This is a genomic window from Bacillus sp. BB51/4 (assembly GCF_008368845.1).
Taxonomy (GTDB): Bacteria; Bacillota; Bacilli; order Bacillales; family Bacillaceae_G; genus Bacillus_A; species Bacillus_A wiedmannii.
On the sequence record NZ_QOSC01000030.1, the window covers coordinates 12778 to 28844 of the forward strand.

General features: G+C 35.7%; 14 protein-coding genes and 2 tRNA genes. All 16 read right to left on the reverse strand.

The genetic code is table 11. The features are described from left to right. Positions 1–82: 82 nt before the first annotated feature. The 16 genes from hpt to pth all read right to left on the reverse strand — a co-directional run bounded on the left by hpt (position 83) and on the right by pth (position 16047). Entirely contained in the window at positions 83–625 is a 543-nt protein-coding gene (gene hpt, locus DN392_RS28530; protein WP_000981845.1) for a hypoxanthine phosphoribosyltransferase, read from the reverse strand. Then, the gene (gene tilS / locus DN392_RS28535; protein ID WP_000655443.1) at positions 622–2052 is read right to left on the reverse strand and encodes a tRNA lysidine(34) synthetase TilS; all 1431 of its coding nucleotides are present in this window, start codon (positions 2050–2052) and stop codon (positions 622–624) included. The genes hpt and tilS overlap by 4 nt, the downstream gene beginning before the upstream one ends. Positions 2053–2285: 233 nt before the next feature. Then, positions 2286–4757 carry a stage II sporulation protein E gene (gene spoIIE, locus DN392_RS28540; protein WP_001123543.1) on the reverse strand — a complete coding sequence of 824 codons (2472 nt, stop codon included), beginning with the start codon at positions 4755–4757 and terminating at the stop codon, positions 2286–2288. Between the two features lie 260 nt (positions 4758–5017). Beyond that, positions 5018–5089 (reverse strand) — tRNA-Glu (locus DN392_RS28545). Between the two features lie 13 nt (positions 5090–5102). Then, positions 5103–5176 (reverse strand) — tRNA-Met (locus DN392_RS28550). Positions 5177–5336: 160 nt separating this feature from the next. Further along, positions 5337–5825 carry a S1 domain-containing RNA-binding protein gene (locus DN392_RS28555; RefSeq protein WP_000021454.1) on the reverse strand — a complete coding sequence of 163 codons (489 nt, stop codon included), beginning with the start codon at positions 5823–5825 and terminating at the stop codon, positions 5337–5339. 87 nt (positions 5826–5912) lie between these two features. After that, positions 5913–6272 carry a cell division protein DivIC gene (divIC, locus tag DN392_RS28560; protein WP_001208737.1) on the reverse strand — a complete coding sequence of 120 codons (360 nt, stop codon included), beginning with the start codon at positions 6270–6272 and terminating at the stop codon, positions 5913–5915. Beyond that, positions 6269–6922 carry a spore cortex biosynthesis protein YabQ gene (gene yabQ / locus DN392_RS28565; RefSeq protein ID WP_000059764.1) on the reverse strand — a complete coding sequence of 218 codons (654 nt, stop codon included), beginning with the start codon at positions 6920–6922 and terminating at the stop codon, positions 6269–6271. The genes divIC and yabQ overlap by 4 nt, the downstream gene beginning before the upstream one ends. Next, positions 6919–7227, reverse strand: coding sequence for a sporulation protein YabP (gene yabP / locus DN392_RS28570; RefSeq protein ID WP_000368630.1), 309 nt, complete (start codon positions 7225–7227; stop codon positions 6919–6921). The genes yabQ and yabP overlap by 4 nt, the downstream gene beginning before the upstream one ends. A gap of 58 nt (positions 7228–7285) precedes the next feature. Further along, the gene (locus DN392_RS28575) at positions 7286–7561 is read right to left on the reverse strand and encodes an RNA-binding S4 domain-containing protein (RefSeq protein ID WP_001234876.1); all 276 of its coding nucleotides are present in this window, start codon (positions 7559–7561) and stop codon (positions 7286–7288) included. Positions 7562–7575: 14 nt separating this feature from the next. Then, entirely contained in the window at positions 7576–9036 is a 1461-nt protein-coding gene (gene yabN, locus DN392_RS28580) for a bifunctional methyltransferase/pyrophosphohydrolase YabN (protein ID WP_088321377.1), read from the reverse strand. Positions 9037–9048: 12 nt separating this feature from the next. Next, positions 9049–10650 carry a putative polysaccharide biosynthesis protein gene (locus DN392_RS28585; RefSeq protein ID WP_000444150.1) on the reverse strand — a complete coding sequence of 534 codons (1602 nt, stop codon included), beginning with the start codon at positions 10648–10650 and terminating at the stop codon, positions 9049–9051. Between the two features lie 232 nt (positions 10651–10882). Beyond that, complete coding sequence (gene spoVT, locus DN392_RS28590; RefSeq protein WP_000648313.1) at positions 10883–11419, reverse strand: stage V sporulation protein T; 537 nt, start codon at positions 11417–11419, stop codon at positions 10883–10885. A 136-nt stretch (positions 11420–11555) separates the two neighbouring features. Beyond that, positions 11556–15086 (reverse strand): transcription-repair coupling factor, encoded by a 3531-nt coding sequence (gene mfd / locus DN392_RS28595; RefSeq protein ID WP_000579706.1) that lies wholly within the window; start codon positions 15084–15086, stop codon positions 11556–11558. Positions 15087–15191: 105 nt separating this feature from the next. Further along, a complete protein-coding gene (locus DN392_RS28600) occupies positions 15192–15416 on the reverse strand; it encodes an anti-sigma-F factor Fin family protein (RefSeq protein ID WP_000399441.1) in 225 nt (74 codons plus the stop codon). Between the two features lie 70 nt (positions 15417–15486). Then, entirely contained in the window at positions 15487–16047 is a 561-nt protein-coding gene (gene pth / locus DN392_RS28605) for an aminoacyl-tRNA hydrolase (RefSeq protein ID WP_078183735.1), read from the reverse strand. Positions 16048–16067: the final 20 nt, after the last annotated feature.

Sequence of the window (16067 nt, forward strand, 5' to 3'; positions counted from 1 at the left end):
TAACCTCCTCTCACGGCATAAACACTATAGTAAATCGTAACATAGAAAAACTTTCCTATACAATTGTGACGCCTGTATTTAATTAATTTGAGTAAACACTTGGTTTTAATACTCCTACATAAGGAAGATTACGGTACTGCTCTTTATAATCTAATCCATACCCTACAACAAATTCATGTGGAACAGTAAACCCAACATAATCCGCTTTCAAATCTACCTTACGGCCTGTCGGCTTATCTAATAACGTAACAATTTTTACAGACTTCGCTTTACGATATTTGAATAGGTCTACTAAGTAACTTAGCGTAAGACCGCTATCAATAATATCTTCAACGATTAAAATATCGCGACCCTCTACAGAAGTATCAAGGTCTTTTAAAATTTTCACTTCGCCTGTTGAAACAGTAGAGTGACCGTAACTAGATACAGCCATAAAATCCATTTCAAGATATGTATCTGTTCTCTTTAATAAATCTGCCATGAATGGCATTGCGCCCTTTAATACACCAATCGCAAGAGGTATTGTGTTTTTATAATCCTCTGCAATAACCGCACCTAATTCGCGCACCTTTTCTTGTATTTGTTCTTCAGAAATTAATACTTTTTCGATATCTTGATTCATCATTTCATTATCCTCCCGGAAGACTCCTTGCTTTTGTAGTGAATAATCATATATTTATCCTTCTTTGCCGCCTCTTTCGAGATAGCAAATGCAGATCGCTTCAACAAGGGTACCCAAATAATATTCCCACTTGCATCACAAACGACCGGCCATTCTTCTCTTTTTTCTCTTGGTACTTTTGCTTCGATAAAAATAGTTTTTATCTTTTTTGTGCCATTCATACCTTGTATTGACATGCGATCTCCATTTTCTCTAGAACGAATACGAAGTGGATATGATATATCATTATACTTAGCAACAAATACTGTTTCATTCATGTTACTTGGTATGTCTTCGCTCACCTCTGTTACAAGCTTATCCCCGTTCGATAGCGTAATTGTCCCGGGCACTGATAAATCTTGTAAAAAAGGAGAAACAATTTCTTGTTTAAATCCAAAGCTGCACTCCTCGTATGCGCGAACAATTTTTAAATCACCTGGGAAATCAAGTGAACCCGAAGGTTGTGTCCGCTTAAAAAACTCGATCACTTTGTCAATATGTATAGAGGAAAGAGAAGATGGAATCTTATATTCATAAAGATAGTTTAATATTAGTTGAATCCCTCTTCTTTGTAAAGGCATAGACATGGATTCAAAGGCAGGAATTGATAAGCTAATTTGTTTATCACTTTTTTTTGTAATTACTTTATTCATTTTCTCAAAAGCTAATTCCTGCAAATACGCCTCATCCTCTTGCATCTGCATGCTAAATTTTTGGAATTTCTCATGCACTTGTGAATTTTCTTCTTTCAAATGAGGAAGAACATATTTGCGTAATCGATTCCTTGTATATACTTCCTTTTTATTACTTGGATCTATACGGGGAATTATTTTTAGCTTATTACAGTAATCAACAATCTCTTCCTTCGTTACTCCAAGTAACGGCCTAATTAAATATCCATTATGAAAAGGACGCTTCACTGCAATTCCTGCATATCCTTTCGGAGTACTCCCTCGTACAAGGCGCATTAAAATCGTCTCTACTTGATCATCACCATGATGTCCAAGAGCTACATATCTCGCATCATATTTCTTCATTATTCTTTCCAAAAATGCATATCTGCATTCTCTAGCAGCAACCTGTGCATTCATTCCGTGTTGCTGTTGATATTGCGACACATTAATCCTTATCGTTTCGCAAATAACTCCCAGCCCTTTACAAAGGTCCTGCACAAACTGTAGGTCCTCATGAGATTCATCACCTCTAAACATATGGTCCACATGTGCCACTACAATTTCGAACTGTTTTGCTGCTCTTTTTTCTAACAAATAATATAGAAGAGCCAAAGAGTCAGGACCACCAGAAACCCCTACAACAATTGTTGAACGTTCCTTTAATACATCATGCTGCTTTACAAAGTCATCTACCTTTTCAACAAATGTATCTTTCAACTTCGTAATCACCTTTCATTAAACAAGAACAGCAACGTTAGTTACCTTGTTTATAATGGTACAACTTTTACAAACATTGTGCAAAAAAAAGATATACAAAAATTACATTTTTATCTTACATCATCCGTACATATTCACAAAAGTAATAACATTATCTTTTAAAGTAAAAAAACCTAGGCATCCACCTAGGTTTTTAGAAAGAAACAGTGATAAAGAAACATCACACTTAAAATTTATTGTGCCTGCATTCCTACAATTGGAATCGTAGCCCACTTCGGCATATTTTTCTTCACTTTCGCCACAACGATAGTCATATCATCATTTATATAACCATCACAAGAGCGAATCACCTCTTCCATAATGATATCAGCAATTTCTTGCGGATCTTCGGTTTGTAATTCTTTAATTTTTCGTTTCATCCATAGTTCATGATTTTCTACATGTTGCGCTCCCTCGAAAATCCCATCGCTCATCATAATAAGGATATCGCCCGTTTTTAATTGTTCACCTACTACATCAACTTCAACATCCTCAATAATGCCCATCGGCAAATTACTTGCCTCAATTTTCAAAATATTATTCGCGCGTTTAACAAAACTCGGCGTCGATCCAATCTTTAAAAATTTCGCACTCGCATCCCGCAAATCCACCATAGCTAAATCTAACGTCGTAAACATCTCTTCTGTTGTTCTTAAAGAAAGAATAGAATTGATAGATTTAATCGCTATTTCCTCATCAATGCCTGATTGAAGTATTTTTTGTAATAATTTTACCGTTTCTTTACTCTCCATATGAGCTCTTTGCCCATTTCCCATACCATCACTAATTGCAAGCGCATATTTACCAACACTTAAATCCATCATCGCATAAGAGTCACCAGAAACAAACCCACCGCCTTTTGCAGCTGTGGCCAACCCAGTATCAAGAGAATACGTTTTTGCCGAACCAAATGATATTAAGCTGTGGCCGTTCGGATAAGAAGATTTTTCTTCATGTTTAACAACAATATTTTCCTTTAGAATGTCAGAAAGCATCGGCGCAACTAACTTTTCACATTCTCCATGTTCATTAGATGCAACTGGAATCAACATTTCAATATCAATACTTCCTCTATCTAAACAATATATATCAACATGCTCTACTTCTACGCCAAAATCACGAAACGCTTGCATAATCTGTTCTTCCTGCACTTGATGATTTTCTCGTTCTCTTTGGATCTCCTTAGCAAAATCCTCCATAACTTTTGATACACCTAATAGTTGCTCCGCTACTATTCTACGGTTTTCTTTCATTTGTTTTCGTAATTTTTGTCCTTCATAGAAGTGATCTAATTCACCCGCTACTAAATCCGTCACTTTCTTCCCTCTCACACAATGCTTGTCCCATTCACGAACTAACTTCCGATTATGCTGCAACGTCCCCTCTTCCGTTTCACTCATTATTTGTTTCATATAATCGTACGTTTTGTCGAAATTAACTACCCAGCATTGGTCCTTTTTAAAGCATGTTTGACATGTTTTTGCAGTAATTGTACTTAAGAACAAATCCGCTTCTGTCTCTTTATCTTCCTCCTCCACATATCCATATACAGAAAAGCTATTAGATAAAGCAGCAAATACATTGGCAAATTGATTAATTTTATTCGCTGTAACATCACGCATCCTTCTTAAATACTGTTGTTGATCTTGCGAATGTTCCTGTGTGCCTGGCATGAATTTAGCAATACGATCCATAACAAGTTTCGGTGTTAATAAGAAGAACATAATCGCCACACCAGATTCAATTAAAGTTGTCACAATGTTTGTTTGCTTGTCTACATATAGCGTAATCAAGCTCGTCCCAATTAATAAACCTAAACTAACACCTAAACGCTTCCCTTCTTTTAACAAACCACCAAGCAACCCAGAAAAAGCAAGTAGACTAAGTTGAGACAAACTGGAGACATTGGCTAAACTTAATATTAATCCAGTGACGACCCCCACTGTAGATCCTGTAGCAGCCCCCGCAATAAATGCAAACACGAGCACTAAATACCTAGTAAAAATATGTTGAATAGAAGCGTCATATACAAACCAATCTGTTGTCCCTGTTAAAACAGATGCTAGTAATATAATTAAACAAACAATTTCTTCTGTCTCTAGCGCTTGTTGTTTACCTTTTCGTTCTACTAAAAGCGGAACACTTTGTAAAAATATCATAGTTAATACGAAGCTAAGCCCTGCCTCAATCGTACTAACGAGTAAATCGTACATGGTGACAGTTTGTTGCGCGAAATATACGACAACTAAATGTGCGGTTAATGCGGAGATAAATACTTGGAATGGAACAAGTCCAACAGTTTTACGTGTAAACCGACTAAAGAAGATATTATAAATGAAGAAAGTAAAAATAGATGCAAAGGTAAAGAATAAATTATCTATCGAAACTGAAAGTGCGCCCCCCATAAGAGCCAAGAACGCGAGCGGCATTTTATCCCGCTTCATAACATAAACAGCAGCAAAAAACGGCAGTGCAAACGGTAAAATGTTTGTTAATATATATGCTCGTCCCAAAAGAAAACCAATAACAACAATAATAAATCCCCATCTAAAGAAAACCTGTTCAAACTTCATTCGCAATTTACTCGTCCACTTTACTGCTCCAAGCTGACTCTCATTCATTGCCAATGCACTTGTATTCATAGTATTCCTTCCTGCTTTAGGCATATTTTTAACACCACCTGCATAGTTTAATTACTGTCATTATAAAAGATGATTATTGGGATTTTTGTCAAAACAACAGTTTTCACTTTTATAATCGTTCGACTTTTTATTCGAAATAACTCTACATATATACACGGTATGTAATTTATTCTCACTATTTTAATTGAACATTCAGAAAATATAGGGTGATTTTGTAGAAGTGTTGTATGTCTTAATTTATTTAACAAAAAAAGATCATGCAAATTTGCATGATCTTTTTAGGATGACCCGTACGGGATTCGAACCCGTGTTACCGCCGTGAAAGGGCGGTGTCTTAACCACTTGACCAACGGGCCGTTAAATTAAATATAGCGGCGGAGGGGATCGAACCCCCGACCTCACGGGTATGAACCGTACGCTCTAGCCAGCTGAGCTACACCGCCATGTCGTCTTATTTAACGGACAATTAGTATCTTACCTCAGATATATTTTAAAGTCAACACATCTTGAAAACTTTTTTAAAAATATATTTTCACATATAAAAAAGCACCCCGAGCAATCGCCCTGGGTACCTCTCTATATGCTAAGAATTAAACGTTCTTATTATCCGCGACGTGCGCCACGGCCACCACGTTTAGATTCTGTGTTACGCTTTAAAGAAGTTAAACGATCTTCACTGTCCTTTAAGAAACGTGCCATCTTTTGCTCGAATGTTTCTTTTGGAGCTCGTTCGTTACCGCCGCCACGGTTATCTCTGTTGAAAGAACGATTACGTTGTGGACGTCCAGAACGTTGTTGATCGCCACCGCCACCGCGTTGGTATTCACCACGTGGACGATCTCCTTCTGTTTTTTCACGCTCTTTCGCTTTTTTAATAGATAGACCGATCTTACCATCTTTTTCAACGTTAATAACTTTTACTTCTACTTGGTCGCCCACTTTTAAGTGATCGTTAATATCTTTCACATAATTATCAGCAACTTCACTAATATGAACAAGACCCGTTAAGCCTTCTGGCAGCTCCACAAAAGCCCCAAAATTTGTAATACCTGTTACTTTACCCTGTAACTTGCTGCCTACCTCGATTGACATAAAAAAAATGCTCCTCCTTAGTGGTTAAAAAGTCAAATTTTACTTTATTATATATAATCCTAAAATATAGTGTCAATAAGACATACTCTACTTAGAAACAGGAAAAATTATCTCCCCTTTTCCAGAGAAGAAATAATCCCTTCTAGCAATCTTTAATACGTACTCTTCATCATTCAACTTTTGAACTTCGTCTTTTAGACTCTTTTCTTTATTCGTTAATGAATCCAGTTCTTTTTTCATGTCCTTAACTTTTGCTTCTTTTGCTCTAATGGAACTGTTTTGTTGATAAAACGTTACACTAATACTCGCAATAATTGTAAAAGCAAAGACAAGAAAAACCGCTAAACGGCGATAAAGTCGCTTCCTGTTCTCATCCGTTTGTATTATATGCTCTTTAACAGGATTTGGACTCTGTTTTTCGATTGTTCTTTGTCTCAGTTCCCTCATTTCCGAGGTCCCCCTAACTTCTTTTTTATACGCCCCCATAATTGGAAGATGTGTCCCTTCAATTTTGCTATATATTGCAGGAACCCTACATGTTTCATTATAAAAAGTTTAACACGATTAGGGAGAAGTTTCCATATGAGCGAAGCAATAAATCGAACAGGCCAGAAAAAAACTTTCCATATGAAAAGTAATATCCAAATCACCATTTTCCATAACACATGTCCAATTGAAAGCAGTATACGAAATAAGAATAATATAAATGCAATAAATAGCTGCGCTATAATAATAACAGGTTTTATCATGAGTAGCTTTATAATTTGAACAAAAAAGTGTGTTGTTTGCATAAAAATATAGATGAGAAAATTTAACAGTCTCATGTATATTGCTTTCAATAAGCTTTGATATGCCGCAAAACCACATAATAATGCCAAAAATACATATATACGTAGTTCAGCTTCATTTACAAGAAGCAGTACATAAAAAACGAATAATGCTTGGACAATCCAAAATAGTATATCATGTATAAATACAAGCCAACGTTTACGTTCTTGCCGCTTTAAAAATCGTTGGTATGTATCTAAAGACGCTCCAATCCAAGCACCCATTCCGATCATTGAGAGCATCGTATACAACTGAATTGTTAGGCTCATTTAAACAACTTACTAAAGAATCCTTTAGTTTTCTCCCCTTGATTCTCATCAATATACAGCATCTCATGAACTTTCCCTTTAATCGATACAACACCTTTTTCTACATCTAAATTTTTCATTTGCAAATTTTGACCACGAATTGTTAAAAAACCCATTACGGTCTCAAGTAAAAACTCCTCGCTATCAAAACTCTCTACCTGCTTTACACCGGTAATATCAATTACACGCCTGCCACGCATAATAATATCATGCTCTACCGAAACATTTTGTTGATTAGAAGACATAGGTGAGTAACCATTATCCACGTAAATCCCCCCATAGATTTATACTAGCTAATAGTAATGTATGAAGGGATAATTGATTTTAGAACAAGCCTTCTTCAGCCTTTACTTTTTCTTCGCGAACTAAACTATACATATTTGCTGCATCTTCTTTTTTAGTCGTTTCTTTCAATTCGTTTATTTTTACAGTTACTATTTTTTGACCAAAACGAATTGTTAATTCATCAGCTACTTTTACATCTGAACTCGCTTTTGCCACTTGACCATTAATTGATATTCTTCCTTGATCAGCTACTTCTTTCGCTAATGTTCTTCTTTTAATTAAACGTGATACTTTCAAAAACTTATCTAGACGCATATCAAATCCCCCTATTAACGCTCTGTTTGTTTTGCCTCTTCCCATAAAACGTCTAACTGCTCTAATGATAAATCTTGCATCTCTTTATTCATTTCAGCTACCTTTGCTTCCATGTATAAGAAACGACCGACGAATTTCTCATTCGTTGAACGTAACGCCTCTTCGGGATCTATTTTATAATGACGAGCTATATTCACAAACGCAAATAGTAAATCGCCAAATTCACCTAACATTTTCGCCTCATCCATATTTGTAACTTCTTGTTGGAACTCTTGCCATTCTTCTAAGGCTTTCTCTATCATCGGTTGTACATCAACCCAATCGAAACCAACTTTGCCAGCTTTTTTCTGGATTTCATAGGCGCGTAGTAACTGTGGCAAACTTTTTGGAACCCCATTTAAAACAGATTCTTTCACGAATCCTTTTTCTTGTTTTTTAATTTCTTCCCAATTGGCAATTACTTCATCGGCATTATTTACATCCGTATTCCCAAATACATGCGGGTGGCGGCGAACCATTTTCTCAGATAAAGTTCGAATAATATCATCTATAGAGAACCAACCTTCATCCTCCCCGATTTGAGCATGCAACATAACTTGTAATAATATATCACCCAGTTCTTCTACTAAGTGATCATCATCCTCTTCATCAATTGCTTCCAACACTTCATAAGCTTCCTCAATTAAATACTTCTTTAAAGATTGATGTGTTTGCTTTTTATCCCACGGACAACCATTCGGTCCACGAAGGTCTGCAATAATTTCTCTAAGCACATCAAACTGTTGATACAAGGACGCACGTTCTTTAACTGGTGGTACATATACACTCGTTAAATTATTCAACTCTGTTTCATGATCTAACATGTACAACGGCACCTTTTTAACTTGTTCAAATGAAGTCCCTGCAGCTGTTACGATATACACTTCATAATCATCTGATAGCATCTCCATTAATGTTAATTTCACATCAGATGCAACGAATGCGTCATATACTTGGCAAAAGATTAAATGTTGACTTAATTCTAATTGTCCTCTTTCAAATGATGTGGCGTCAATTAATTGGAATCCTTCAATCGGATCAATCTTTAGACTCGCAAACATAGGATCAAGGAAACTTTGTCCACCTTCAATGCGCACTTCAACATTCGCTACTTCACCTTTTTCCAACAGTAGCTGAACCGTTCTTTCCGCTACAAGCGGATGCCCTGGCACGGCATAGATGATTTCTGTGCCTTCAGCTTGTTCTAACAATGTATTCGCGATTGTTTCATATACAATTTCAAATGTATCATGCGCTTCATATACACTGTCAAAGGCTGTATATTGTATACCTTCTTTCTCCAACTCTTCTATAACGGGATGTTCCTTCGTTCTAACAAACATGTGATCTGCCTCTTTTATTTTTCGATATACACCCATCGTTAACTGATCTAACTCACCAGCACCTAATCCTAAAATAGTAATGATTCCACTCACAACCTGCCACCTCTATCCACTCTTCTTCAATGAACCTTCTTTTTTCTCTTTTTTCATAACGGTTCCTATTTCCGCTTTTGTAAATACACGTAATTTTAAAATTAAAAACACATATGTTAATCCACCGATAGCTACACCTAACAATGCCTCAAGTGTTGCAATTCCTCTATGCCTTGTATCAATTACTAATCCAGACATTTGCATCAAACGTATAAATATTATTAATACAAACCCCATACCGATACCACTAATAACTACACCTAACATATTACGCTTATCGATAAGCGATTCGGATACAGCTTGCATAAGTAATGCACTATTTAGCACAGAAATTACAATTAACGCAACTAGTGTTGCAATTGCAGCTCCCTTCACACCAAAATACGGCATTAATGTATAATTTAAAACTAACTTTAAACAACCCCCAAATATAACGAATATTGCTGGTTTTAATGTTTGTCCTAACCCTTGCAAAATAGAAGCAGTTGTAATCGACAATGAACTAAATAAAATAGATAAAGATAAAATGGATAAAACATCTGACCCATCACTATTTTCAAACAACATAATATTCGTAGGCTGAATAATACAAGTTAATCCAATGGCAGCTGCAAATCCAATAACAAATGTTATTTTCATTGCTAACTTTACCTTTTCTCGAATAAAGGAAAGATCTCCTCTTTCCTTCGCCGCTGTAATAATTGGAATAAGTGACAATGAGAAAGAAGTTGTCACGACAGTACCTAATTGCATAAGCGGGATACTTCTGTCGTAAACACCTTTTAATACCTTTGCACTTTCAGCTTGCTCTCCTGCCCCAATAAGTAAGGAATAGAAGGAAATGGAATCAGCCATTTGTATAAAAATAAGTACTAAGTTACTAACACAAATCGCCAATCCCTGCCAAAACAGAATTTTAATGATCCTCTTTTTTCCCTTAATTCTCTTTACACTCTTAAAAAATATAGAACGAAAGTCATGACGCATATAAAGTACAAGTACGATAATCCCAATTAGTCCGCCTGCGATTGAACCTAACATAGCACCTGCACCGACTGTATATAAATCAAATCCGCGAGCAATTAGGAATAGAGATAAAAATACAATAATAGAAACACGAATTGTTTGTTCTATCACTTGCGAAACAGCTGTTGGCATCATATTATTGAACCCCTGAAAATATCCTCTTGCTACAGATAAAAACGGCATCAATATGAATGAAAATGAAATAACACGTAATAACTTATCTAAGTGTATATCACCCATGGCTGCTGCAATTGTTTCGGCACCAAAAAACAATGTAAAAAAGCCTACGAAACCAATTCCTAATAAAAACCAAAAAGATACACAGATAATTTCTTCTGCTTCTTGTTGTTTCCCTCGCTCTAATCGTTCCGCAACCATTTTTGAAATTATAATGGGGAACCCATAAGTAGCTAAAATTAAACAAAATCCATAAAACGGATAAATTTGTTGGTAAATATAAAAACCAATATCACCCGCTATATTTTGATATGGAATACGGTAAAAAGCGCTTAATACCTTTGTAACAAAACTTGCGATTGTTAATATAATAGCCCCACGCCAAAAGGCTTGATACTTCTTCGATTCCATACAAAAAAACTCCTTTTTCTATTCTCACCCCTCGTATTATATCATAAAGAAAAGAACAAGCTTTCTTGCCTACACGAGTAATAATACGTTCGTGCAACGCTAGAAATGTTCAACGAAAAAAGGTAGCAAAGCGCTACCTTCATTCAATATACATATATCTCCAAATATTTGATTTCTCAAGAAGAAATATCATAATTAGGAAAGATTGCTACTTCTAAAATTCGATATAGCCTTACTGCTCCATTTGTTTCGCTAAAAAGCTTGCAGCTGTATTTACTGACTTATGCTCTACTTCACTTATAATATCCTCTTTAGAGAAGATAACAACAGCTCCAATTGGATCCCCATTCGCAACAATCGGGCCAATTGTATAGGAACTCACTTTTTCTGTTACTCCATCAATAATTGAAATTTCGCTTTCATCTGTCATAATTACAGACTTACGCTCTTCCATTGTCTTCTCAATTAAATCGCCAACACTTTTATTTAAGTATTCTTTTTTAGATACGCCTGCTACTGCGATAATAGAATCACGATCGCATACAAGCACATTATGTCCTAAGCTATCGTATAAAGCTTCCGTATATTCCTTTGCAAAATTACCTAGTTCACTAATTGGAGAATATTTTTTCAAAATCACTTCTCCATCGCGATCAACAAATATTTCTAGTGGGTCTCCTTCTCGAATACGTAAAGTTCTACGAATTTCCTTCGGGATTACTACCCTACCTAAATCATCAATTCGACGTACGATTCCAGTTGCTTTCATTCTAATGCTGCCTCACTTTCTACTGATGATCAAAGTGGTGAATTTACCTGTTCATGTAAAAATCACCAACTGTTAGACATAGTATTTTACACATTAGTTCTTCTATGCACGCCGAATTGTATTTTTTTATCTTATATTAGGCATTTATGACTTCTTTTTTTACATCTGGTAGGCCTTTTAATAAATTTTCAGCAATTGTTAACCACTTCGATGTCTCTAAACCATTTGTTTTCATAACGATTTTCAATTGCGATCCTTCCATTCCTAGACCAATCATACGTCCAAAACTATTTCCGAGCATGAATAATTTTCCGCCATCAATATTTTGACTTGCTTGTTCTGAGAACAGAATTGTCACTTCAAATTTATTTTGCTTAATTAACTCAATTTGTTCTTTCATTGCCAATACTTTAATATTTGCAATTTGCAATAAGTAACCAACTTCTTGCGGGTAATCACCAAATCTATCTATCATCTCTTCCTGCAACTCTTCAATATCCTCAATTGCAGAAACACCTCTAAACTGTTTATACATCATAATCTTTTGTTTACTATCTGAAATATAAGCATCTGGTAAATATGCATCTACTTCTAAATCAATTTCAACATTAACTGTATTTTCAACCCCATCTGTTCCTCTACGCTGTTCAATTGCATCTTTTAACATTTGAGAATATAGATCAAATCCGACAGAATCAATAAATCCATGCTGTTCGGCTCCTAACAAGTTACCTGCACCACGAATGGATAAGTCTCTCATCGCAATTTTGAAACCTGATCCAAGCTCTGTGAACTCTTTAATGGCTTGCAGACGCTTCTCTGCAACTTCTGATAACACTTTATCTCGTTTGTATGCAAAGTATGCATATGCAACACGATTAGAACGTCCAACACGACCACGAAGCTGATACAACTGCGATAATCCCATACGATCTGCATCAAATACAATTAACGTATTTACATTCGGAATATCTACACCCGTCTCAATAATTGTTGTACTTACAAGAACATCATGCTGCCCTTCTAAAAACGATAGCATAACAGACTCTAATTCACCTTCGTTCATTTTCCCATGTGCATACGTTACACGCGCGTCTGGAACTAACATCGAAATTTCATCTGCTTTTCTTTCGATATCCTCCACACGATTATATAGGAAGTAAATTTGCCCACCTCTTGCAAGCTCTCGTTCTATCGCTTCTCGCATTAACGCTGGATTATACTCTACTACATACGTTTGGACTGGGAAACGATTTTCTGGCGGTGTCTCAATAACAGATAAGTCACGCACACCAAGCATAGACATATGGAGTGTACGCGGAATCGGAGTTGCCGTTAATGTTAACACGTCAACATTTGCTTTTAATTGTTTAATTTTTTCTTTATGTGTTACACCAAACCTTTGTTCTTCATCAATAATAAGAAGACCTAAATCTTTATAAGTAACATCTTTAGATAAAATACGATGCGTTCCGATTACGATATCTACCGTACCATCTTTTAAGCCTTTAATTGTTTCATTTTGCTGTTTTCTCGTACGGAATCTACTTAATAATCCTATATTGATTGGATAATCTTGAAAACGCTCTCGAATTGTTTCATAGTGTTGTTGTGCAAGGATCGTTGTCGGCACTAAAATTGCAACTTGTTTTTCATCCATAATTGCCTTAAATGCCGCACGGATAGCTACTTCCGTCTTTCCATATCCTACATCACCACAGAGAAGCCTATCCATCGGACGTCCACGTTCCATATCTTTCTTAATCTCGTCAATAGAACGTAATTGATCCTCTGTCTCTTGATATGGGAAAGAAGATTCAAATTCTTGTTGTTCTGCCGTATCTGGTGTATATGCATAACCCTTTGAAGCTTCGCGCTCAGCATATAGTTTAATTAGGTCATCCGCAATATCTTGTACAGATTTTTCAACTTTTGTTTTGACCTTTTTCCAATCATTTCCGCCCAATTTATAAACTTTAGGATCCTTACCTTCAGATCCTACATATTTCTGCACTTGGTCAATTTGTTCAATTGGAACGTATAACTTATCATTACCTTGATATTTAATATTCAAGTAATCTTTATGAACACCATTAATCTCTAGTGTCTCGATACCTAAGAATTTACCTATACCATGATTTACATGAACTACATAATCTCCAACTTTTAATTCCGAATAACTTTTAATACGTTCAGCATTAGATAACTTCTGCTTACGTTGTGATTTTTTAACTTTTTTATGAAAAAGCTCTTTTTCAGTAATAACAACAAGCTTTTGCATCGGCATTTCAAATCCTGCATGTAAATCACCTACAGCAATTTGTAACCTTCCAGGCAATAATATATCTGTGCCCTCTACGATATCTGCCTCAATATCATAATCACTTAAAATATGTTGTAGTTTTTTTACACGTTCATCATCTGTGCCGAGCACAACAGTCGTAAAATGCCCTTCGTTCCATCTATCAATTTCAGTTTTCAACAACTGCATCTGCCCATGGAAATCTTGCATTGTTTTACATGTCACATTCACAATGTTTTGCGGATGTGTATGTGCTATATGACGTAAGAATAACGTTAAATATACAAAACTTCTTTTTTTATGATGAAGAAATTCCTCAAACGAGTGTGAGAAAGATAAATCTTGAATAATTGTTCCCTCACCAAGAAGTGATATATACCATTCCGCCTCTTCCGTTTCAAGATGTGATGCCGTTTCTTGAATACGGGAAATCTCATCTAAAACCACAATACCATCTTCTGGTAAATAATCTATCAGACTAGCAGGTTCTTTATAGAAAATAGATAAATATTTAAACATCTGTTCTATACTTTGCCCGTTTTTTAACATCTCAATTTCATGACTTACCGTTTCAAGCACTGTAGTCTTCAATTTATCATCGGAAAGTTTTTGCATCGTCTTAGTCAAGCCTTCCTCAAGATGCTCAATTCCCGACTTCAATTCTTCCTGTGAAAATAAAAACTCTGTTGCTGGACCAAATCTAACACTTTCTTTTTTATCTTGAGAGCGCTGTTCATCCACATCAAATAATCGAATAGAATCAACTTCTGTATCGAAAAATTCAATACGAAATGGTAACTCTTCAGTTAATGGGTAAATATCTAATATTCCCCCGCGCAAACTGAATTCCCCAGGAGCTTCTACCATCGACTTACGCTCATAACCAATATGATGTAAAGTATGCAAGAATGTATCTAAATCAATCTCTTGCCCTAGATTGATTTCGATTTGCCTTTGCTTCCACAACTCTTTCATTGGTAAAAATCTGCGTAGTCCTGCAACTGGCGCTACAATAATCCCGTTCTCTCCTGCCGCTAAACGATTCAATACTTCAATACGTTGCGCCTTCAATTCTGGGCTTGCAACACCAATTTCTGATGCTATCAATTCATTTACTGGGTATAACCACACATCTTTTTCACCAAGTAACGCCACTAAATCTTCATGCACTTTTTGTGCTTGATATAAATTATGCGTCACAATAAGTTGTGATTTTTTTGTTTTTTTATATAAGGCCGCCATTAATAACGAACGAGAAGAGGTTGCCATACCTGATACAAGTTGTTCTTTTAAACCATCTTCTAGTCCATTAATAACCGATTGGATCTCTTCATTTTTATAAAATTGCTCTAATAAACCTATCATTTTCAAAACCCCTCTCAACATAAAGAGCAAGCCACTATATTTTATGCAAATATTTTGGAAAAAGAAAACAGAAAAATGCTTTGGACATGCCAAAGCGACAACATTTTATTGCAGAAATTTTTCATATTCATAATACTCAGGATAAGATGCGAGCGTTTCTTGACACGATTCACAAATCGTTTTTATATATATATTTCCATTCTCATGAAAATGAATCATCTCTACTACTTCTTGCTCTGTTAGTTGAAATAAAACGTCGCTATACACTTTTTCTGCGGTAACGGAGCCTACATTACTCCCGCAATGTCTGCAATAATAATACCCTTCCATACTAGCCTCCTAAAAATCCAATTACTACTAGTATGGGTAAAAGCAAGACAAAATATTCCCAATCATACCCTTAACTATTGAAGGTATTCATGATTTGAAGAAAAGGTTTATTTAACCATTCTTCACATGCATCCGCTGCTTTTTCAATAGAATGACTCACATCAGGAATTTCTTCCGATGTAAAACGTCCTAATACGTAATCTACTACCTTCATGCCATTTTTCGGACGATCAATTCCCATACGGATACGTTGAAACTCTTGTGTTCCTAAATGTGAAATTGTTGATTTCACACCATTATGTCCACCAGCACTACCTTTCATACGAAGGCGTAATTTACCTACAGGGATGTCTAAATCATCGTACAGAACAACGAAGTCCTCAACATCAATTTTATAGTAATCCATGAGTGGTCGAATACTTTCCCCAGATAAATTCATATATGTAAGTGGCTTTAATAAGATTACTTTTTCTCCATTAACAAATCCTGCACCAAATATTCCTTTAAATTTTTGTTCATTCAAAGAAATATTCCAACGCTTCGCAAGTTCATCAATCGCCATAAATCCAATATTATGCCTTGTTAATTCATATTCTCTACCCGGGTTCCCAAGTCCTACTATCAATTTCATTCTTGTACCACTACTTTCTT

Excerpts from the sequence above, each read along its gene's own strand:
- hpt (WP_000981845.1), bottom strand. The coding sequence starts at position 625 with ATGATGAATCAAGATATCGAAAAAGTATTAATTTCTGAAGAACAAATA.
- spoIIE (WP_001123543.1), bottom strand. The coding sequence starts at position 4,757 with ATGCCTAAAGCAGGAAGGAATACTATGAATACAAGTGCATTGGCAATG.
- DN392_RS28555 (WP_000021454.1), bottom strand. The coding sequence starts at position 5,825 with ATGTCAATCGAGGTAGGCAGCAAGTTACAGGGTAAAGTAACAGGTATT.
- divIC (WP_001208737.1), bottom strand. The coding sequence starts at position 6,272 with ATGAGGGAACTGAGACAAAGAACAATCGAAAAACAGAGTCCAAATCCT.
- yabQ (WP_000059764.1), bottom strand. The coding sequence starts at position 6,922 with ATGAGCCTAACAATTCAGTTGTATACGATGCTCTCAATGATCGGAATG.
- DN392_RS28575 (WP_001234876.1), bottom strand. The coding sequence starts at position 7,561 with ATGCGTCTAGATAAGTTTTTGAAAGTATCACGTTTAATTAAAAGAAGA.
- DN392_RS28585 (WP_000444150.1), bottom strand. The coding sequence starts at position 10,650 with ATGGAATCGAAGAAGTATCAAGCCTTTTGGCGTGGGGCTATTATATTA.
- spoVT (WP_000648313.1), bottom strand. The coding sequence starts at position 11,419 with ATGAAAGCAACTGGAATCGTACGTCGAATTGATGATTTAGGTAGGGTA.
- mfd (WP_000579706.1), bottom strand. The coding sequence starts at position 15,086 with ATGATAGGTTTATTAGAGCAATTTTATAAAAATGAAGAGATCCAATCG.
- DN392_RS28600 (WP_000399441.1), bottom strand. The coding sequence starts at position 15,416 with ATGGAAGGGTATTATTATTGCAGACATTGCGGGAGTAATGTAGGCTCC.
- pth (WP_078183735.1), bottom strand. The coding sequence starts at position 16,047 with ATGAAATTGATAGTAGGACTTGGGAACCCGGGTAGAGAATATGAATTA.